We start from the raw sequence: 19,383 nt of genomic DNA, 5'->3' as shown, positions 1-19,383 counted from the left end.
CCTTTTATTGATGACAGGTTATACGCCTTTCGTTAAAGTTTCCGGTCAATCTGTTTGTTTTCAATACGAATGATTTCTTACTGCTTGGGAGTGGCATGTCGGGATACAAGTCAGGATTAAGCCGCCGCCGTTTTTTACAAGGGGCGGGCGCCATGTGGTTAATGAGTGTGAGCCCGGTTGGCCTGGCTGCCGCGGCGCAGGTGGTTGCCGTACGCGTCTGGCCATCGTCGACCTACACCCGCGTGACCGTGGAGTCCAACCATATCCTGAAATATCGGCAGTTTGCGCTCAGCAATCCTGAACGTCTGGTGGTGGATCTGGAAGGGGTTAATCTCAATTCCGTACTTAAAGGCATGGGGGGGCAGATTCGCGGCGACGACCCCTATATTCAATCCGCCCGCGTGGGGCAGTTCGATCCGCAAACCGTACGCATGGTGTTTGAGCTAAAACAGAACGTGAAACCGCAGCTGTTCGCGCTGGCTCCGGTCGCCGGGTTTAAAGAGCGTCTGGTTATGGACCTCTATCCCGCTAACGCCACCGACGTACAGGATCCGCTGCTGGCGCTGCTTGAAGATTACAACAAAGGCGATCTTCAGCGGCAGGTTCCGCCGGCGGAGAGCGGGCCGAAACCGGGTAAAGCCGGGCGCGATCGGCCCATTGTTATCATGCTCGATCCCGGCCACGGCGGCGAAGACTCCGGCGCGGTGGGGAAATACCGCACCCGCGAGAAAGACGTGGTGCTGCAGATTGCCCGACGGCTGCGCGCGCTGATCGAGAAAGAGGGTAATATGAAGGTCTATATGACCCGCAACGAGGACGTCTTTATCCCGTTGAAGGTGCGCGTCGCCAAGGCGCAGAAGCAGCGCGCCGACCTGTTTGTCTCTATTCACGCTGATGCCTTTACCAGCCGTCAGCCCAGCGGATCGTCGGTGTTTGCCCTGTCAACCAAAGGGGCCACCAGTACCGCAGCTAAGTATCTGGCGCAGACCCAGAACGCCTCGGATCTGATCGGCGGCGTCAGCAAAAGCGGCGACCGCTACGTCGACCACACGATGTTCGACATGGTGCAGTCGCTGACCATCGCCGACAGCCTGAAGTTCGGCAAGGCGGTGCTGGAAAAGATGGGCAACATTAATAACCTGCACAAGAATCGGGTTGAGCAGGCGGGCTTCGCGGTGCTGAAGGCGCCGGATATTCCATCGATTCTGGTGGAAACCGCGTTTATCAGTAATGTCGAAGAAGAGCGTAAATTGAAAACGGCGAAATTCCAGCAGGAAGTAGCAGAGTCGATTCTGGCAGGGATTAAAGCCTACTTCGCCGACGGCGCGACGCTGGCAAGGCGAGGGTAACGCAACAGGAAAAGTACATGGCTCTACTGAAGAGCGCCCACGGCGGCAATATCCGCGAGGCCGCCGCGCTATTGGGCATCTGTGCGGAACAGCTGCTGGATTTTAGCGCCAATATCAATCCGCAGGGGATGCCGGAAAGCTTAAAGCGCGCCATCATCGACAATATGGCCTGCGCCGAACGCTATCCTGACGTTGAGTATCAGCAACTGCACCTCGCGCTGGCGGAACACCATCACATCCCCGCCTCGTGGATCCTCGCCGGAAACGGCGAAACCGAAGCGATCTTTACGCTGGTTCAGGGCCTGAAGCCGCGCCAGGCGATGATCGTCACCCCCGGCTTTGCCGAATACCGCCGGGCGCTGCAGTCGGTGGACTGCACGGTGCGGGAGTTTCTGCTGCGTGAAGAGGATGGCTGGCAGCTCACCGGGACGATTCTCGACGCTCTGACGCCGGATCTGGACTGTTTGTTTCTCTGCACCCCGAACAACCCAACCGGTCTGCTGCCCGAGCGCCGTCTGCTGGAACTGATTGCTGAACGCTGTAAGTCGCTGGGAATCGCCCTGATTCTCGATGAAGCGTTTATCGATTTTATCCCCGATGAGACGGGATTTATTCCGCTATTGAGCCACAACCCGCACGTGTGGGTGCTGCGTTCGCTGACTAAGTTTTATGCTATTCCCGGTCTGCGCCTTGGGTATCTGGTCAATGGCGATGCGCGGGCGGTAGCGCGAATGCGCGAGCGCCAGATGCCGTGGTCAATCAACGCCTTTGCCGCGCTGGCGGGGGAAATCATTCTCCAGGATAGCGTCTATCAGCAGAAAACCTGGCGGTGGCTGGCGGAAGAGGGGCAGCGCTTTTACCATCAGCTGCGCCACGTTCCCGGTCTGACGGTCTATCCCGGGCAGGCAAATTATCTGTTTCTGCGCTGCGAGGTGCCGGATCTGGATCTGCAATACGCGATGCTGCAACAGCGCATCCTGATCCGCAGCTGCGCCAACTACCCGGGGCTTGACGGGCGCTACTTCCGCGTCGCGATCCGCAGCCAGCAGGAGAATACGCAGCTGCTGACGGCTTTCAGGCGGGTTTTTAACGGGTAGATGTTCCGAGCGTCTGCCGCCATTGTTCGTCTGCAGTTCTTCCCGGTGGCGCTGCGCTGACCGGGCTACGGGTTCACCGTCGTCTGCGGACCGGTAGCCCGGACAGATGCGCAAGCATCGCCTCCGGGGAGGTATGGCTGCGGCAGAGTTAGCGCAGTTCGACGCCGCCCTGCACCATGCGCAGCAGATGCTGCCGGGGCCAGAGCTCGCTAAGCCTCGTTTCCTGCAGCCGCCGCTGCAAATACTCAATATCGTGACGCTGGCGGTCGAGCATCAGGCCGACCACGCTGCCGCTGTGCGCCACGTTAATGCCGTATAAATCGCACTCTTCCACCAGCGCCCGCAGCGTATCAAACCCCGGCTTCGGCAGCAGATGCTGGCTGGCGATGGCGCTAAGCGTCGCCGCCTCGCCCATCCGTCGGGGGTCATTGGTCTGACAGGCCTGCTGAACTTTCTCCCAGGCCTGATGCAGCGCGGCGGAATGGGCGTGCAGCTTTTCAAGACGGGGAAGGCGGTGGTAATCGGTGGTCAGCAGCGTGGCGGGGCTTTCCAGCACCAGCAGATCGAGCTGAGGCTGGCAGCCGCAGGTAATTTGCGTGGCGGCGGTATTGTGATCGAATAGCGTCAACTGGCGGAACAGGGTGCTGTCGGTGGGCTCCAGGGAAACGCAGAGCCGGGCGAGGGTGGTTTCATCCAGCGGATGGCCGAGATGATGCGCGGTGGCCACCGCCGTCGCGGCGATATCCGCGGTGCTGCTGGCCATCCCTTTGGCGACCGGAATCGTGGAGCAAATATCGATCCGAATCTCTTTGCCTAGCTCCGCCGGATAGCGCCAGTAGCCCAGCAGCCGGTCGACCATCGCCCGCGACAGCGGGCGTTCATCTGCGCGAGGCGAACCGTAGTCCACCTCGACGGTGCTGTACCAGTCAACGGGGCAGGAGACCAGCTTCTCGCTGCCGAGGATCCAGCCCTGGATGAGTTCCCCACAGGAGGCGGGGCATTGCGCTACGGCCACATATTCACCTATTGCTCAGGTTTCCAGGGCGCATAGTGTCATGCCGATCCCGCTATTACCATGATTCACCGCAACTTGCCGGGCGGCGAAATCAGGCTGAAACGGTTAAGGTTTCCGCCGCGGGCAGCGCGAGGCGCATCACGTCGCGGGCAATCATCAGCTCTTCATTAGTATTAATGACCGCCACTTTGACCAGCGCATGCTCGGCCTGGATAAAGGTGGCGTTGTGCTGGTTTTTCTCTTCATCGACCGACAGCCCGAGGAAATTCAGGTTATGGCAGATGGCGCTCCTGGCGCGGGCCGAGTTTTCGCCGATGCCGCCGGTAAAAATTAGCGCATCAATTCCGCCCATCTGCATGATATAGCTGCCGATGGTAGCGCGAATGCGCTCGGCAAACAGCGCCAGCGCCAGCGCCGCCCGACGATTACCGCCGTCCGCCGCCTGTTCGACATCGCGATAATCGTGCGAGACGCCGGAAACCCCCAACAGGCCGGATTCGTTATTCAGCAGCTGATTCAGCTGCTCCGGCGTTTGCCCCTCATGCAGCGCCAGCCACGGTAAAATCGACGGATCGATATCGCCGCTGCGGGTGCCCATCATCACCCCGGACTGCGGCGTAAAGCCCATTGAGGTATTCACCGAACGCCCGCCTTTGATTGCGCAAACGCTGCTGCCGTTGCCGAGATGGCAGCACACCACGCGCAGGGCGCTCAGCGGCACGCCCAGCTTTTCCGCCAGCGTCGCGCTGACGTACTTATGGCTGGTGCCGTGGAAGCCGTAGCGGCGAATGCCCAGCTCGCTGTAGTAGCGCCACGGCAGCGGATAGATAAACGCGCGCTCATCCAGCGTCTGGTGAAAAGCGGTATCAAACACCGCTACCGATGGCGTATCGGGCAGCAGCTGGCGGAAGACTTTGATTCCCAGGGCGTTAACCGGGTTATGCAGCGGAGCCAGTTCGGCCAGACGCTCGATTTCCGCTAAGCTTTCATCGGTTACCGGCGTCGAATCTTTAAAGCGCTCGCCGCCGTGCGCCACGCGGTGGCCAACGCCGTCAATATCCTGCAAACTCTCAATAATGCGGTAGCCGAGGAGCTTTTCCAGCAGCAGCGTGACGGCTTCGCGATGATCGGCGATCGGCGCCGACTCCTGCCATTTCTGCGCCGGCGTTTTGAGGGTCACCTGAGCGTTTGCCATGCCGATACGTTCAATCAATCCCTGGCAGAGCGTCTCGCCCTGCGGCATCTCCAGCAGCTGGAATTTTAACGATGAGCTGCCGGCGTTAATGGCCATTATTTTGTAAGACATAAGGGTTCCTTCGAATTCAGAAAATCCAGCACCGCGTCGAGACCCGAATTGTTCAACGCGCTGGTAACAAAAATCTGCCCGGCGCCAGCCTGCGTAAGCCACTCCGCGATGAGCGATATCCGCTGAGGGTCGGCGAGGTCGGCTTTGGTGACCAGGCCAATCGTCGGGCGATTCATCGGGGCGGTAAACCCCGGAGAAAACGGCGACCACTGGGCGTCGGCATTCAGTACCAGCGCGATAACGTCAGCCTCGCAGGCGCTGGTCAGCAGGGCGCTATACAGGCAGCGGTTCTCCAGATATTCCCCCGGCGTATCGATGGCCATCGGCGACCATTCAATGGCCTGGGTTTTCTTATAATGGAGCGCTTCGCCGCGCAGGCCCTGGGTTAGCGAGGTCTTGCCGCACTGACTCGGGCCGATAAACATCAGACGCTTCATCGCGCTACGTCCGGGTTATTGAGCAGGTAGTAAACTGCATCATCTCGCCCAGGGTGCGCGTCACCTGCTTGAGGGCATATTCCACGGCGGAAACGTCGCCGGTCAGCACCACGGCGCCGGTAAAACGGTCGAGAAAACCGATCTCCACCGCGCCGGATTTGGTGGCGATATCGCAAGCGATAATCGACGCCTCGCTGGGGGTAATGGTGAGGATGCCAATGGCGGAAACCGCATCCTGCAGACCGAGCTTCTTAAAGAGATCTTTCCCTGGATTGGCAATCAGGTGCGCGAGGGTGACCTGTTTCCCCGGCACGTACTCCTGAATCATGCGATCCGTTGTCGGCTGTCTTTCCATTATCCCTCCACCATCTGTCGCCACATCGCTTCATGCGGGCGCGGGATCACCGAACGATAAACCAGCAGCCCTTTTTCGCCCGCGCTTTCGCTGGCGACCGTAACCGCGTTATTGACGTCGGAAACGTCGCCCGCCACCACCATGTAGCATTTACCGCCGATGCCGAAGGCCATATGCACCCGCACCAGGGTGACGTTTGAGCCTTTTACCGCCCGATCGGCGGCGCTGATGCAGGCCGCAACGCTCCAGGTTTCAACGATGCCGACCGCCTGGCGCTTGTCCACGCTGTTCAGGCCGCTGATGGCCGGCAGTACGCTGGGGTGAATATTCGCCAGCACCAGGCTGTCGACGAGCATTTCGCCGGCCTGCGACGCGCCGGTTTCAATGGCCTGTTGGATAGCGCCGATATCCCCGCCGAGCATCAGCAAAAACTTACCCGGACAGATAGTCTTGCTGACCAGCAGATTGACGTTGGCGCTTTTCAGCATCGCATCGCCGAGCTCCATTCCTTTGGCAATGCTGGTGAGTTCTAAAATTCCTATAGCCTGAGACATGGTTAACCTCTTACCACCGTGATGGCCTGTTCGCTGATGGCCGCAACCACGCCGTCGATGCTGGCGTGAATCGGCGCGCCTAACGCGCCTGCCGGGATATCGGCAACGCATTGCCCGCGTGTGACGCTTTCTCCCACTGCAACGTTGGCTACCGCGCTGGCGCCGATATGCTGGCGCAGCGGCAACGTTACGGTTTCGACCGCCGGTTCGTCTTCCACCAGCGGCGCCTCCTGATACCAGGGGCTTAGCCCCAGTTTGGCGATCAGCCGCTTCACCGGCACCAGGCGATACTTCGCCATCTCATCGGCCGGATAGAGCGGCCCTTCGTAGCGCTGGTTTTGCGCCCGCAGCTCGCGTTTCAGCATCCGGTTGATGCGCATCGGCGAGATCCCCACCGGGCAGGCCACGCTTTCGCAGACGTTGCATTCCGAGCAGGTGAGGGCGCTCAGCAGCAGCTGCGGCGTGGCGGCCTGGTGAAAGTTCACCGCCCGCACCAGCAGGTGCGGAGAGAGTTCGTGGCCGATCAGATGTCGCGGGCAGAGATCGGTACACAGTCGGCACTGCTCGCAGACGGTGCGGGCGACGGAAAGTACCGTGCGCTCATCCTGCATCCGCCGCTGAATAAGCGGATGGCTTTTCGGCAGCACCAGCAGGCCGCCGGTGGTTTTGGTCACCGGATTATCGAGAGAGGTAATCAGCCCGCCCATCATCGGGCCGCCGTTAATAAAACCGGGGTCGTCGACCGTCGCGCCGCCCGCCAATGCCAGCACTTCGCGCAGCGGCATGCCGATAGGAACGGTGACGGTCAGCGGCCTGGCGACTGCGCCGTTAACGGTCAGCGTTCGGCGGGTGACCGGAAACTGCTGTTCGACCGCGCGGGCAATGTTAAGGACCGTTTGTACGTTATTGACCACCACGCCAACGCTGGCCGGCAGCGCGGCGGGCGCGACCCGGCGGCCGGTCGCTAGCCAGATAGTCAGCACCTCATCGCCCGCCGGATAGACATCCGGCAGAATATGCAGGCGGATACCGGCAGGCAGCAGCGGGGTGAGGGCGTCGATAGCCCGGCGGTACTTCTCTTTCAGGGCGATCACCCCTTCGCGCGCGCCGGTTGCCGTCATTGCGTACTGCACGCCGCGGACAAGGCGCGAAGCCTGCTGCCACATCAGCTGCTGGTCGACCTTGAGCATCGGTTCGCACTCGGCGGCGTTGACCAGGAAAATTTCTACCTGCGCCTGTAGCTTCACGTGGGCGGGAAATCCCGCGCCCCCCGCGCCGACCACGCCCGCCGCGCGAACGCGCTCGCGGATGTCATCGGCGCTCAGGGCCATTTCAACAGCGTTGACGGCGCGACTCATAGCAGTTCCTCCAGCAGTTCCCGAATCTCCTCGGCGCTGGCCGGGCGAGGATTGGTGCGTAGCGTGACGTCAGCCAGCGCGGCCTGCACCATGGCCGGAATACGCGCGGAAAACTCAGAGCGTCCTTCTTTCAGCGCGATCGCCAGTGACGGCAGCGCGCAGCGTTGCTTGAGTCGTTCGATTTGCTGGATCAGGGCATTGATCGCCGTGACGTCGTTGGCCTCTGCCGGGCAAAATCCACAGGCTTTGGCCAACCGCGCGTAGCGTTTGCCAGCACGGGGAACAGCGGCGTTAAAGCGGATAACCGTGGTTAACAGCAGCGCGTTGGCCAGGCCGTGCGGCAGATGAAACTGTCCGCCAAGCTGGTGGGCGATGGCGTGGTTAAGCCCCAGCCCCGCCTGGCTGAACGCCATGCCGGCGAGCGTCGAGGCGTTGTGCATTTTCCCGCGCGTCGCCACGCAGTCGCCTTTTTCCACCGCGGTGGGCAGATACTGAAACACCAGTTTGGCGGCTTTTTCCGCCAGCGCGTCGGTAAAGTCGCTGGCGTGCGGAGAGACCCACGCCTCCAGCGCGTGTGTTAACACGTCCATGCCGGTGTTGGCCGTAATCTGCGGCGGCACGCTGACCACCAGTTCCGGGTCAAGGATCGCCATATCCGGGTACAGCGCGTTGTTGAACAGCGGGTACTTGATGCCTTTATCCGGGTCGCTAATCACGCAGGCGCTGGTCACTTCTGAACCGGTACCGCTGGTGGTCGGTATCGCCACGCAGGTTTCGATGCTGATGCCGCTCTGCTGGCTGAACCAGACGATAGCTTTCGCCGCATCCATTGCCGATCCGCCGCCGAAGCCGATGACCACCTGCGGTTGCAGGGCCTGCATTTGCGCAATGCCCTGTACCACGGTGTGGATAGTGGGGTCCGGGGTTATCTCGCTAAAGACGCTAATGCGGTTATCTGCGGGCAACGCGTTGCGCAGGGTCTCCAGCAGCGGCGAGCGCGCAAGAAAGCCATCGCAGATAATCCAGATGTGCTTGTTGGTAAAGCGCTTGAGCGCCGCCAGGCTACCCTGACCGCTGTACAACCGCGTTTGTAGTGAGAAAGTCTTCATCGCGACCTCGGTTAGCGAATGGAAAAGCCGTTGGTCAGCACGCAGCGACGGGAACGTGCAAACGTGCGCGCCGAGGTTGTTCCTTCTCCGGTTGGCGTGGCAATAGTAAAGGTGGTAAAGCCTTCTCCACCGACGCCGATCCCGGCATAAGAGGGGCCGTTCTTAACGAATATCGAGGTTTGCAGAGTGCGGGCCGCGAGGTTCAGGCGCGAGACGTTTTGCGAGTGCATAATGGCGGTATGGTGCAGGCCTTCTTCAACCTTCAGCGCCAGCGCCAGCGCGCTATCGAAATCGCTGACTTTGACCACCGGCAGCATCGGCATCAGCTGTTCGCTGGTGACCCACGGATCGTCAGCGTTGACGATAGCGATCAGCAGGCGCGGCGCTTTCGCCGGAACGGCGATCCCGGCGGCTTCCAGCATCGCCGACGGGCTTTTGCCGACCAGCTTCTTATTGGCCAGGCCTTCAGGCAGGCAGGCGGCGCGGAGTTTATCGGTATCGGCCGGGCTCAGCAGCAGCGCGCCGAAGGCTTGCATTTGTTGCACCAGACGTTCGGCGACGCTCTCCACCACAATCAGGCTCTTCTCGGCAATGCAGGGCAGGTTGTAATCGAACGAGGCGCCGTTGATGATATCCTCCGCCGCTTTGACCAGATCCGCCGTTTCATCGACGATGCAGGGCGGGTTGCCCGCGCCGGCGCCAATCACTTTTTTACCGCTCTTCATGCCCATTGCCACAATGCCGGGGCCGCCGGTAATAGCGAGGACCGCAATGCGCGGATGGGCCATCATCTGCTGGGTGGCTTCAAACGTCGGTTCCGCCACGGTGACCACCAGGTTGCGAATGCCGCAGCAGCGGAAGGCAATCTCTTCAATCAGGCTGATGAGCTTGAGTGAGACCTTTTTCGCCCCCGGATGCGGGCTGAAGTAGACGCTGTTGCCCGCCGCCAGCATGCTGATGCTGTTGTTGATGATGGTCTCCGTTGGGTTGGTGCTCGGCGCGACCGACCCGATTACGCCAAACGGCGAATATTCAAACAGCACCATACCGCCGTCGCCGGTCAGCGCGGTGGTGGTGAGATCTTCCACGCCGGGGGTGTTGTCCAGCGCAGCCTTGTTTTTCAGGTATTTGTCTTCTTTGTTGCCCATGCCCGTTTCATTGGCGCTCTCTTCCGCCAGCGCGGCCAGCAGCGGCGTCAGCTCCTGGCGCATTGCGCTGATTATGGCGCTGCGGGTTTTCAGCGGGCACTGCTGATAACGTAAGAACGCCTGGTGCGCAGCGTCGATAGCCTCGCTGACGGACTGAAATATCCCTTTGCCCTGCGGCTGCTCCGGCGTTTGCGCCGGGGTTAACTGTTCGCTAAGAATGGTGCGAATAAGGGTTTCGAGTTCAGAAGTATTCATTGATGAGTTCCCACGTTAATGGCCGCGATGGCGGTCCGTGCTATGTCCATGTCCTGCTCAACGCTGCCGCCGCTGATGCCAAGACCCCCGATTAATAAGCCGTCGCGCCACAGGGCGTAACCGCCGCCAAAGGTGACCACTTTTCCCTGCAAATGCGTTTCGAGGCCATAAAGCGCGGCGCCCGGCTGAACCACATCGTTCAGCTCATGGGTCGCCGTTTTCATCGCCACCGCGGTCCAGGCCTTTTTCGGCGCCAGTTCGCTGCTGACCAGCAGGGCGTCCGGCATCCGCCAGGTCACGGTTTCGGTGCCGTGGGCGTCAACGATGCTGATCACCACCGGCACCTGTAGCTGCTGCGCGCGCTCGACGGCGGCGCGGGTGAGCTGGTGTAGATCGTGGAATGAGAGGGCCACGGGCGTCGTCTCCTTGCTGCGGCTCGGCTGGCTGGCGGCCAGATAGCGCCGGCTTATTTCACGGATAAGGTTGTTCTGGTGCGCGTCGCTATCTTCGGCGCGGGCCAGGGCGTACAGGCAGTCTGATAAGCGATTGATGTAGCGCATCAGCACCTGGCGCACGTTGACTTCCGCCGTCAGCTCCACCAGGCGGCGTTCGGCCCGGCGGGCCAGCGTGCGGGCAAAATGCAGGCGGCTCGCGGCTTCGCAGCGGCCGGGTAAAATAAAGCTGTGCAGCGGTTCAACGCGGGCCATGGCCCGATCGATGGCGGCTTCCAGGGCGGAAATCTCTTCGCTGCTGATGTAGCGCTGTTTAGGCGACGGCCGTTCGCTGTCGCTGGCCAGCTCGGCGCTAAACCAGAAAATTTGCTGCTGGATGGCCTCGAGCAGGGCGCGGTGGTTTTCATCCGCGGCGGCGCAGGCGCACAGGCTCAGCGCGGCGTTCAGCTCGTCCAGCGTGCCGTAGGCTTCAACCCGCGGGTGGGTTTTGCTCACCCGCTGGCCGGTAAAGAGTGAGGTGGTGCCAGCGTCACCCGTTCGGGTATAAATCGCCATAGTCGCTCCTTAACGTGAAAGCGTATCGACAATGCCGACAACGGCGAGGTCGATGGCCTCGTTTGGCCCGGAAAAAACGTGCCTGGCGCTGGAGCCGCCGCTGAGCAGAACCAGCTCGCCGACGCCTGCGCCGACGGAGTCCACGGCGACTTCATCGCCGGAGGTGGGCGAGGCGGGAAGTTCGCCATCGGCGCTGACCCGCCGCACCAACAGAAGCTTTTTCCCGACCAGGGAAGGCGATTTTTGCGTGGAGACAACCGCGCCCGTGACTCGTGCCAGATGCATGATTTACTCCTGCTTAATTAATTGAATATTCCGCGCGCGCGCCGCGTCGCGCGCCAGGGCGGTCACGAGGCATTTGCGCTGAATAACCAGACGCCCCTGATCCAGCGGCGCGACGTCGCGATAGCTGAGCACCGAACCTGCGTGCAGAACCAGCGGCAGCCCGCGTTCATCGGCAAAGGTCAGCGGCAGGCGAGCCAGTTTTTTAACCGGGATAACCGGCAGCAGCTGGCCGTGCAGGGTGAGCTGCACGCGGATGCCGAAAGCCAGCGCGTCGTGAATATTACGAACGGCGGCATCGTCGGTGTCCGCCTCCGCCAGCTGGTTCAGCAGCGGCAGGTCGACGAGCAGAACGCGCAGCGACGCGTGCTGGCAGAACAGACTCCGGCAGTCGGCATCACGTAGCTGCGCCACGCTCAACGTCGCCGTGCTTTCGGCGCGCCGCTGCAGCCGGGAGACGATCGTCTCCACAATGCGCTGCAGAAGTTCGCCGTTCATCGCGGGCCTACCAGCCGGGCAAAGGCCTGCGGGCTATCGGCTCCAGCGGCGTTAGCCTCATCGGTATCAATGTGCATTTCGAGGCGCATATCCGGCGAAACGCGAACCGCCACGTTGTTGAAGATCAGCCCGCGCTCGTCGCCTTCAATGGCCACCGACACTCTGTCGCCGTGGGCGACCCGCAGGATCAGCGCATCGAGCGGCGACATATGAATATGCCGTTGTGCGACGATAACCCCTGACGTCAGCTCCAGCTCGCCAAAAGGGCTGACCAGGCGGATGCCCGGCGTGCCCTTCAGGTTGCCGGACATTCTCAGCGGCGCCGCAACGCCCAGGGTTCTGGCATCGGTACGCGAGATTTCCACCTGGCTTACCGAGCGCAGTGGGCCGAGCAGGCGTACATTTTTCAGCTGCCCCTTCGGCCCCACCAGAGTGACGGTTTGCTCCGCGGCGTACTGTCCCGGCTGCAGCAGCGCTTTTTTCTCGCTGATGGGATGGCCGGGGAACAGGCGTTCGTAATCCGCCGCGGACAGATGGATATGACGATTTGAAACCCCCAGCGGGATGGGCCGCAGGCGCATCTCGTCGAGAACTTTACTGACCGTTGATTCCAGAAGCTGTTTATCCATTACGCCTCACCTCGCTTGCCGGGATGAATGCAAAGCGAGCGCGGCTCGCCTTTCTGGCGCGGACATTTCGGGTCCAGACACAGGTTGCAGCTAACCAGCCCCTGTTCCTGCGGGAGCTCTTCTGCTGGCGCTTCAGAAACGACATCCGCCGTTTCTGACTCTTCAGGCTCAGGTTGCATGACGGAGAGCGGGGGCGTCTGCGCGCGCAGGATCCCTTCTCCTGGCCTGGCGATGACTTTGTGGGCCACCAGGCCGTTTCGCTGTTCGGCAAACTGCGCACCGGTGGTGATAGCCGCCTGCACGGAGGCCACATCACCGGTAATTTTAATCACCGTCCAGCCTGAACCATTGGTCTTTTCGAGGGCGACCAGCGTGATAGAAGCGGATTTCGCCATGATATCGGCGCAGCTGATAGCCAGTGCCAGACCACAAACTTCAAGTAATCCCAGTGATTGCTTCACGCGGTGCTCCTTATTCGCCATCAATCAGGCTGATTTCGGTAAAATGGCCTCAACGTCGCTGTGCGGACGCGGGATCACGTGGCAGGATTTCACTTCACCCACCACGCTTGCCGCCGCGCTGCCCGCGTCCACCGCCGCTTTAACCGCGCCGACGTCGCCGCGAACCATCACGGTCACCAGACCCGAGCCAATTTTTTCGTAGCCAACCAGCTGCACGTTGGCGGATTTCACCATGGCGTCGGCGGCTTCAATAGCGCCCACCAACCCTTTTGTTTCAACCAGTCCCAGTGCGTTATTCATTCTGCCGTTCTCCTGTTGCTTAGCGATTCAGATCCCGGAAAGGGATCCCTTTGACCAGCCGTGCCGCGTTATTTCCGGTGTTACGATGGGCCTGACTGTCCTGATGATGCATCAGCGTAAAAAGCGGCGCCGATGCGGGTAAATTCTTGTAGTGCACGACCAGCGTATGGCGGTCGCAGGCGATGCCCACCAGCAGCGGCGAGCTGCGCGCCGCCTGCCAGGCGCTGTCCACGACTTCTCCGGCCGGATGATGCTGAAGCAGGAAAGGGATGCCTTCCTCTTCAATGCCCAGCAGCACTTCGCGCCACAGGCCGTCGCAGCTGGCGATGGCGGTAATGACGATGGCCGGGGCGCTGTGATTACTGTCCATGCGCGAACTCCTTGTGCCAGGAGAGAATCAGCCCGGTGGCCACCGCGTTTCTCGGGCCTTCGCTGCCGCGAATATTTCCGCGCCCGGCAACCAGGCGGTAGTGCGCCAGCGCATCAGTGACCAGCTGCGGGACTTCGAAATCCAGCGACGAACCGCCCACCAGCACCACGAACGGAATATCGCGAATGTTGCCGGTGGGGCTGACCTGACGCAGCGCGCGCAGGGCGTTGGTGACAAAGACCCGCTCTTTGGCGCTACGGCGAATGGCACGCACTTTTTCCAGCGCTAAGTCGCCGGGCAGCGGCACCAGTTCGCCCGGCTTTACCACGCAGACGCGGGCGAAGACGGCCGGGGGCAGCGGCGTAGAGAAAAACTGCACGCTGCCGTCCTCGTGGCGCAAATGGAACAGGCTTTCCACCTTAGCCAGCGGGAACTTCTTGATCTCTTCCGCCAGATAGCGGTCCTCCAGCCCCAGCTCGCGGGCAATAATCATCGTCACCATATCGCCTGCTCCGGCGAGGTGGGTGGCGATGATTTCGCCTTTAGGGTTGATGATGGAGGCATCGGTGGAGCCCGCGCCGAGGTCGAGGATCGCCAGCGGTCGGGTGGTGCCCGGCGTGGTCAGCGCGCCCAGGATGGCGGCTTCGGCCTCGGCGCCGCCGATCTGCACGTCGATATTGAGCTTCTGCTCAATCTCGCGGGCGATCATCGCCATCTGCAGGCGATCCGATTTCACCATCGAGGCGATGCCGACGGCCTGCTCCAGCGAGAACTCCCCAGCCAGTCCGCCGGTGACGCTCACCGGTACCGAGGTATCGACGGCCAGCAGATCCTGAATGAAAATCTCGCTGCTCGGCTTGTTGGTCAGCTCGGCCATGGTCTGGCGCACGTGCTCCAGCATGCCGCCGATATTGGTGCCGGACTCACCGGTGACGTTATCGAGCCTGCCGCAGCCGTCGACCGCTTTCATGATGGCCTCGGCGCCGGCGGCTACATCCACGCGCACGCTGCGCCCCTGGGCCAGCAGCGCCAGGTTACCGGCGGGGATCGCCCGCGCTTTAACGTCGCCGGATGGCGTTTTGACCACCACGGCGGAACGATTGCCAATCAGCGCCCGGGCCATCGGGACGATGTTTTTGGTCTCCTCGGCGTTGAGGTTGAATACGGTGGCGATACCGTAAGGGTTGGAGAGGGTTTCGATAACCTTCCCCGGGACGGCGACCTCAATAGCCGCCAGCATTCCCAGCGGAATGCGGTCGATGTACAGCACTTCGTCAACGATCGGCAGCGGTTTTTCCAGCCGGTTGCTGACCAGCACGCCATCGTCGCGTTGCAAAATGACGCCGGTAATCTGATACCCGGCGCGCAGGGAGGCGTTGATAACGTTCGCGATATCGGCAAAATCGAAGGCCGATGACACCACCAGGATATAGGGGGCCTCCGCCGGGCGGGTTAACAGCTCCTGCGGCGTAATAGTGATGCCAACGCCAAGCCCCACGCCGCCGGGCGTTTTCGGGTTATGGCCGATCATGGTCGACTCGGTGATGATGGTTTCGGTAATGGTTTCCATCGCCACATCGCCAATCACCGGCGTGGCTTCGTTAATGCGAATGAGCGAAATATCGCCGACGCCGATCCCGGCGCGCTTTGCCACGAGGGCAAGCGCTTCCTGGATCCCGAACACGTTACGCAACGTGCCTTTGATCCCGGTGGTTTCCGCCAACGCGCTATGCGTAATCGTCAGCGCGCCAGCCTCATCCAGAGTCGCCAGGGCGACTTCCGTCGATGAGTTGCCGATATCAATGCCAGCTATATATCGCATCACCGCCCCCTGTAGTTAATCGTCGCCTTTGAGTTTTTTACGCTCGACGTACAGCGTGGCCGCTTCGCGAACGAAAGCTGCGCAAATCTTCGCCTGATAGCGGCTTTCGAGATCGTCGGCGATAGCGAGCAGCTCCTCTTTCGTTGAACGGTAGGGGCGAAGGGCGTTGTAGATTTCAAGAATGCGATCGTCCGGTACCGCGGTCAGCTCGGCGGCGCGTTCGAAGTTCATCGCCAGCCGGTCGCGGCCCGCGTCTTTGGCGATCGACGCCTGTAAGCGCAGGGTTTCCGGGGTAATACGCATATCCTGAGCGGTGACTTTATTGCTCAGCACGTTTTCCAGCGTAAAGTCGTCCAGCGTTTTATTGGTGGCGGTTTTCACCCATTCCGGGTGCTTGTTCGCCAGCGGGTAGTCGCTGACCCTGGCGCTACGGGATGCGCCGCCAGCCGCCGGAGCCGCCGCTGGCGCCTCGCCCTGCAGGCTGTTCATGCGGCTCAATACGTCGCGAACCATCGATTCAATTGCGTCGGTATTCATGGAGTTATCCTTTATCAAAGCGCCACGCGCAGTTCCTGCGGGTTTTTACCCGTCACCACGTACTTGGTCTCTTTAATGTGCAAAATGGCCGATTTCGCCTGGTACTTCGGCCGCGCCATCTGGTCATTCAGCGTCGGGACCGGCTGCGGCGATTCGCGTTTCGCATAGCGGGCGGCGTTCTTACCAATCTGACGGTAGGTGTCCAGGGTCAGCAGCGGCGCCTGTGGGAACAGCTCCAGGTTGGAGAGCGGCGGCAGCCCCTGCTGGTGGATAACCGTTGTGCCTTTCGACTGGATGCCGATAGAGATGCCGGAGCCGCTCAGGCGATTGCCCTCAACGGCGACGAAGGCCACGTCGGAGGATTTAAAGCAGCGAATCACGCGCGCTTTAATGCCTTCTTCTTCAATACCAGCAATCACTTCGCGCAGAATGCTTTTGTGCGGGATGCCGACGATATTGACGGTCTGCGCCAGGCCGAACGCCGGGCCGACGGCGATAATCACTTCGTCCTGCTGGGTTCCCTGGCGTGCTTCGCCCACTTCGGTCAGGAAACCGTCGCCAGCAGGCGCAGCGGAGGCCGCCGGCGCATTAAACGAGACCGGTTTATCGCTGCCCTTCATTTCGCTAAGCACGTCTTCAATTATCTGGCGCAGCAATTTTTCATTAATTTCCATTTCTCACCCCTTAATCAATCTCGTTGGGATCAAGAGCGCCAGGGATGTTTTTAATCTCTTCCCAGCGTTCGCCCTGCAGGCGATAGCCCGTTGCCGGACCGGCATAATCGTTAACGTCGTTGACGGCTGACAGCACCTGTCCGTCGCCGACGATAATCGCGGAGGTATGCAGATAGTCCCCGGTCAGCTTGGCCTTCTGGATGTTGAGCATGTCCTGGGCCACGTCGGTAAACCCGCCCTGCGCCAGCGCTTTCACCACTTCCAGACCGTTGCGGTTTTGATTGATGATTTCCTGGGCGAACTTGATGTCTTCGACGATATTGCGCTCCGGCATATCTTTCGAACCGTGGGCATAGGTCGCGGCTTCAACTTCTTCATCGGTAATCGGCGGCAGCCCCATTCCGGCAAATACGGCCTGCAGCGCGCGGGCGGCTTTGTTACGGATGGCGATGACGTCCTCTTCACGCACCGGACGCAGACCGCCGTCCACCTTCAGGTCGCGCTGGATAACGTTGTAGTCGTCAAAGTCTTCGGCATCTTCGTTGGAGCCAGCGAACATGTTGTCGTAGTTCGGCACCGCGGAATAACCGGAAGAGATGAAGTCGGTTCCCGGCAGGAACTGCATCAGCAGACGCGCGGTGCGACGCATATCGGAGTGGGTAAAGGTCTGGTCGTTACTGGAGGCGCATTCCAGATCCAGCGACGAGCAGATCAGGTTTTCCGCCAGCACCGCGCGAATGCCTGACGGCACCGCGGACGGCACGCCGATGCAGCTTACCGAGCCGTTTTGCAGCCCCTGAACGCCGGCGGCTTTGGTGATGTAGATGCAGCGCGCTTCCAGATAAAGCATGGATTTGCCTTCGGCGTAGCCCATCTGCACTTCCGAGCCGGAGCCGGAGGTGAAGCGCATTTTCAGGCCGCGAGAGGCGTAGGACGAGGCCAGGAAGCCCTTCGACCACGGCGTGTCGTCGCCATCGGTAAAGACCGGCTCGGTGCCGTAGACGGAGATGGTTTCGGCGTAGCAGGTATGGCCCAGCATGCCAAGCTTCAGCTCGGTGGCTTCTTCCAGCGAGCACTGAGTCAGCACGCCCGGACGGCCTACCTGCGAGCCCACCAGCAGCGCGATGGCGTTGAACGGCGCATAGCGCGCTACCGCAACGGTGGTTTCCTGTTCGTCAAATCCGCGCCATGCGCCTTCGGCGGCGTCGGCGGCAATTTGTACCGGGTTATCTTTGACGTTGGTGACGTGGGCCTGCTGGGACGGGGTGCGGCGGGCGCGCATTTTCTGCATCGCCATCATCATCTCGACCACGTTCATATGCGAAACCACTTCGACGATTTTCGCCGGCGTCATCGCGGTGGTCAGCGGGACGATTTCGCTGCGTTTGACGTTCGGATCGCACAGCATATTGGCCAGCTTGACCGAATCCATCGCCATCACTTCTTCAGCGCGGTTCAGATTGATGCCGTAGCGGGCGATAAAGTGGTCGATCAGGTCGAATTCGCTTACCGGTTTCCCGTCCAGCTCGGTTACCGCGCCGTTAACGATTTTAATCGACGGTTTCGGGTCGTTCGGGCTTTCCATTGCGATAAAGCCTTCTTCGATCCACTCCTTAACGAAGCCGTCCTGATTCACAGGGCGTTTCGCCAGTGCTTCAAATCTTTTCGATCTCATGAATCAGCCTCGTGGGTATCAGATGTAGGACGGGCGATCGTTTTTCGGTTCAGCACCGAGGGTCGCAAGAACGGTTTTGCCGATTTCGCGCGCCGAGATGACCGCCTGGCGGACCGCGCCGGAGTCGCCGGAAATCACCAGAATGGCTTCGTTACTGAAGCTGGTGCCGTGCGCCGGGGAGCTATAGGCCACGACTTCAACGTTGGCTGACTTCAGCGCGGTATCGGCCATCAGCACGCCAACGGAGGCCGGAGCGCCAACGATGATGCCGCAGGCGCGGCCAATCGGCGCGCCGAACGCTTTTTCCAGGGCGTAGCTGGCGCGAGCGGTGTACTGCAGCTCGATATGCCCGGCTTCGTTGCCGTAAACATCGCCGAAGGTGCGGTCGAGCTCTTTCAGCGCGACTTCGATACCGCGCTTAACGTCGGAAACGTCGTTGCCGCCTAAAATAATCAGCGAACCGTGGCCCGCGCCGCCTTTGGTATCGCGCGGAAGCTCAATGCTGACCACTTCGGTGTTGGTGGCCTTCACCGCTTCATCCGCCGCCATAATGTGCGGGCCAGCGCCGGTGCGGGCGCCGAGAATGCCGATGGAGCGATAGCGTTTTTCCAGCTTCATCGCGTCCAGCAGGGCGGTATCGACGTTGGCGATCACCAGGCCCAGGGTGTCGCCAATGGCGGTCCCGACAAATTCCGTTAAACTGCAGCTTTTTTCTGCCATAGCCGTCTCTCGTATTGGATGGTTTTCAGTAGGGATGGCCTGTTGTTCCGGCGTTGCCACACGGGCAATCACCTGAGCCATGATCTGTTCAACCAGCTCATTGCTGCTCATTGGCTAATTCCCTTCGGTAAGATTTTTTCTACATCGGTGTGAGGGCGTGGGATGACGTGTACGGCTTTCACTTCTCCCACGTTACGTGCGGCGGCGGCACCGGCATCGGTGGCCGCTTTTACCGCGCCAACGTCGCCGCGCACGATGACGGTGACCAGCCCGGAGCCAATCTTTTCATAGCCCACTAACATCACATTGGCTGACTTCACCATTGCATCAGCGGCCTCTATGGCTGCGGTTAAGCCTTTGGTTTCTACCATTCCTAGTGCTTCTTGTTGCATAAAGACCTCGCATGGAGTGTTCCGATAGTTGGG

The 19,383-nt window shown here is 60.7% G+C and carries 23 protein-coding genes; 2 read left to right on the top strand and 21 right to left on the bottom strand.

All coding sequences use genetic code 11. The features are described 5' to 3' along the window. The first annotated feature begins 95 nt into the window (after positions 1-95). Positions 96-1,349, top strand: coding sequence for an N-acetylmuramoyl-L-alanine amidase AmiC (amiC, locus tag BWI76_RS23215; RefSeq protein ID WP_004124560.1), 1,254 nt, complete (start codon positions 96-98; stop codon positions 1,347-1,349). A 17-nt stretch (positions 1,350-1,366) separates the two neighbouring features. Next, positions 1,367-2,446, top strand: coding sequence for a threonine-phosphate decarboxylase CobD (cobD, locus tag BWI76_RS23210; RefSeq protein WP_024358542.1), 1,080 nt, complete (start codon positions 1,367-1,369; stop codon positions 2,444-2,446). A 148-nt stretch (positions 2,447-2,594) separates the two neighbouring features. Here cobD and BWI76_RS23205 read toward each other — a convergent pair whose 3' ends face one another. The 21 genes from BWI76_RS23205 to pduA form a co-directional block, all read right to left on the bottom strand. Continuing rightward, on the bottom strand, positions 2,595-3,461 hold the full coding sequence (locus BWI76_RS23205; protein WP_004133635.1) for an L-threonine kinase: 867 nt from the start codon (positions 3,459-3,461) through the stop codon (positions 2,595-2,597). Between the two features lie 91 nt (positions 3,462-3,552). After that, positions 3,553-4,767: an acetate/propionate family kinase gene (locus tag BWI76_RS23200; protein ID WP_004133637.1), complete on the bottom strand. Its 1,215-nt coding sequence runs from the start codon at positions 4,765-4,767 to the stop codon at positions 3,553-3,555. After that, positions 4,752-5,204 (bottom strand): propanediol utilization protein PduV, encoded by a 453-nt coding sequence (gene pduV, locus BWI76_RS23195; RefSeq protein ID WP_004133638.1) that lies wholly within the window; start codon positions 5,202-5,204, stop codon positions 4,752-4,754. The genes BWI76_RS23200 and pduV overlap by 16 nt, the downstream gene beginning before the upstream one ends. Before the next feature lie 4 nt (positions 5,205-5,208). Then, positions 5,209-5,559, bottom strand: a complete 351-nt coding sequence (gene pduU / locus BWI76_RS23190) for a propanediol utilization microcompartment protein PduU (protein WP_000441103.1) — start codon at positions 5,557-5,559, stop codon at positions 5,209-5,211. Then, positions 5,559-6,113 carry a propanediol utilization microcompartment protein PduT gene (pduT, locus tag BWI76_RS23185; protein WP_004124543.1) on the bottom strand — a complete coding sequence of 185 codons (555 nt, stop codon included), beginning with the start codon at positions 6,111-6,113 and terminating at the stop codon, positions 5,559-5,561. Before pduT ends, pduU begins: the two co-directional genes overlap by 1 nt. Positions 6,114-6,115: 2 nt before the next feature. After that, on the bottom strand, positions 6,116-7,471 hold the full coding sequence (pduS, locus tag BWI76_RS23180) for a cobalamin reductase PduS (RefSeq protein WP_049090125.1): 1,356 nt from the start codon (positions 7,469-7,471) through the stop codon (positions 6,116-6,118). Then, entirely contained in the window at positions 7,468-8,580 is a 1,113-nt protein-coding gene (pduQ, locus tag BWI76_RS23175; RefSeq protein WP_049090124.1) for a 1-propanol dehydrogenase PduQ, read from the bottom strand. Before pduQ ends, pduS begins: the two co-directional genes overlap by 4 nt. Before the next feature lie 11 nt (positions 8,581-8,591). Beyond that, on the bottom strand, positions 8,592-9,983 hold the full coding sequence (gene pduP / locus BWI76_RS23170) for a CoA-acylating propionaldehyde dehydrogenase PduP (protein ID WP_004133639.1): 1,392 nt from the start codon (positions 9,981-9,983) through the stop codon (positions 8,592-8,594). After that, positions 9,980-10,990: a two-domain cob(I)yrinic acid a,c-diamide adenosyltransferase PduO gene (gene pduO, locus BWI76_RS23165; protein ID WP_064371634.1), complete on the bottom strand. Its 1,011-nt coding sequence runs from the start codon at positions 10,988-10,990 to the stop codon at positions 9,980-9,982. Before pduO ends, pduP begins: the two co-directional genes overlap by 4 nt. 9 nt (positions 10,991-10,999) lie before the next feature. Next, the gene (pduN, locus tag BWI76_RS23160; RefSeq protein ID WP_004133641.1) at positions 11,000-11,275 is read right to left on the bottom strand and encodes a propanediol utilization microcompartment protein PduN; all 276 of its coding nucleotides are present in this window, start codon (positions 11,273-11,275) and stop codon (positions 11,000-11,002) included. Positions 11,276-11,278: 3 nt separating this feature from the next. Next, the gene (gene pduM / locus BWI76_RS23155) at positions 11,279-11,770 is read right to left on the bottom strand and encodes a microcompartment protein PduM (protein WP_049131151.1); all 492 of its coding nucleotides are present in this window, start codon (positions 11,768-11,770) and stop codon (positions 11,279-11,281) included. Then, positions 11,767-12,399, bottom strand: coding sequence for a phosphate propanoyltransferase (locus BWI76_RS23150; protein WP_004133643.1), 633 nt, complete (start codon positions 12,397-12,399; stop codon positions 11,767-11,769). Before BWI76_RS23150 ends, pduM begins: the two co-directional genes overlap by 4 nt. Further along, positions 12,399-12,881 (bottom strand): BMC domain-containing protein, encoded by a 483-nt coding sequence (locus tag BWI76_RS23145; protein ID WP_098141055.1) that lies wholly within the window; start codon positions 12,879-12,881, stop codon positions 12,399-12,401. Before BWI76_RS23145 ends, BWI76_RS23150 begins: the two co-directional genes overlap by 1 nt. A gap of 3 nt (positions 12,882-12,884) precedes the next feature. Next, positions 12,885-13,160, bottom strand: coding sequence for a propanediol utilization microcompartment protein PduJ (gene pduJ / locus BWI76_RS23140; RefSeq protein WP_001057755.1), 276 nt, complete (start codon positions 13,158-13,160; stop codon positions 12,885-12,887). Between the two features lie 19 nt (positions 13,161-13,179). Further along, positions 13,180-13,530, bottom strand: a complete 351-nt coding sequence (gene pduH / locus BWI76_RS23135) for a propanediol dehydratase reactivase beta subunit PduH (protein WP_049090120.1) — start codon at positions 13,528-13,530, stop codon at positions 13,180-13,182. Further along, entirely contained in the window at positions 13,520-15,352 is a 1,833-nt protein-coding gene (gene pduG / locus BWI76_RS23130; protein ID WP_064343161.1) for a propanediol dehydratase reactivase alpha subunit PduG, read from the bottom strand. Before pduG ends, pduH begins: the two co-directional genes overlap by 11 nt. 15 nt (positions 15,353-15,367) lie before the next feature. Next, complete coding sequence (gene pduE / locus BWI76_RS23125; protein WP_004133648.1) at positions 15,368-15,889, bottom strand: propanediol dehydratase small subunit PduE; 522 nt, start codon at positions 15,887-15,889, stop codon at positions 15,368-15,370. 14 nt (positions 15,890-15,903) lie between these two features. Further along, positions 15,904-16,563 carry a propanediol dehydratase medium subunit PduD gene (pduD, locus tag BWI76_RS23120; protein WP_004124509.1) on the bottom strand — a complete coding sequence of 220 codons (660 nt, stop codon included), beginning with the start codon at positions 16,561-16,563 and terminating at the stop codon, positions 15,904-15,906. A gap of 10 nt (positions 16,564-16,573) precedes the next feature. Beyond that, a complete protein-coding gene (gene pduC / locus BWI76_RS23115) occupies positions 16,574-18,238 on the bottom strand; it encodes a propanediol dehydratase large subunit PduC (protein WP_004124506.1) in 1,665 nt (554 codons plus the stop codon). 18 nt (positions 18,239-18,256) lie between these two features. After that, entirely contained in the window at positions 18,257-19,069 is an 813-nt protein-coding gene (gene pduB, locus BWI76_RS23110) for a propanediol utilization microcompartment protein PduB (RefSeq protein WP_004133650.1), read from the bottom strand. Next, positions 19,066-19,350, bottom strand: a complete 285-nt coding sequence (pduA, locus tag BWI76_RS23105) for a propanediol utilization microcompartment protein PduA (protein ID WP_001183618.1) — start codon at positions 19,348-19,350, stop codon at positions 19,066-19,068. The genes pduB and pduA overlap by 4 nt, the downstream gene beginning before the upstream one ends. Between the last annotated feature and the right edge of the window lie 33 nt (positions 19,351-19,383).

Source organism: Klebsiella sp. M5al (genome assembly GCF_002090195.1).
GTDB classification, from domain to species: domain Bacteria; phylum Pseudomonadota; class Gammaproteobacteria; order Enterobacterales; family Enterobacteriaceae; genus Klebsiella; species Klebsiella grimontii.
This window is presented reverse-complemented; position numbering and strand designations above follow the sequence as displayed.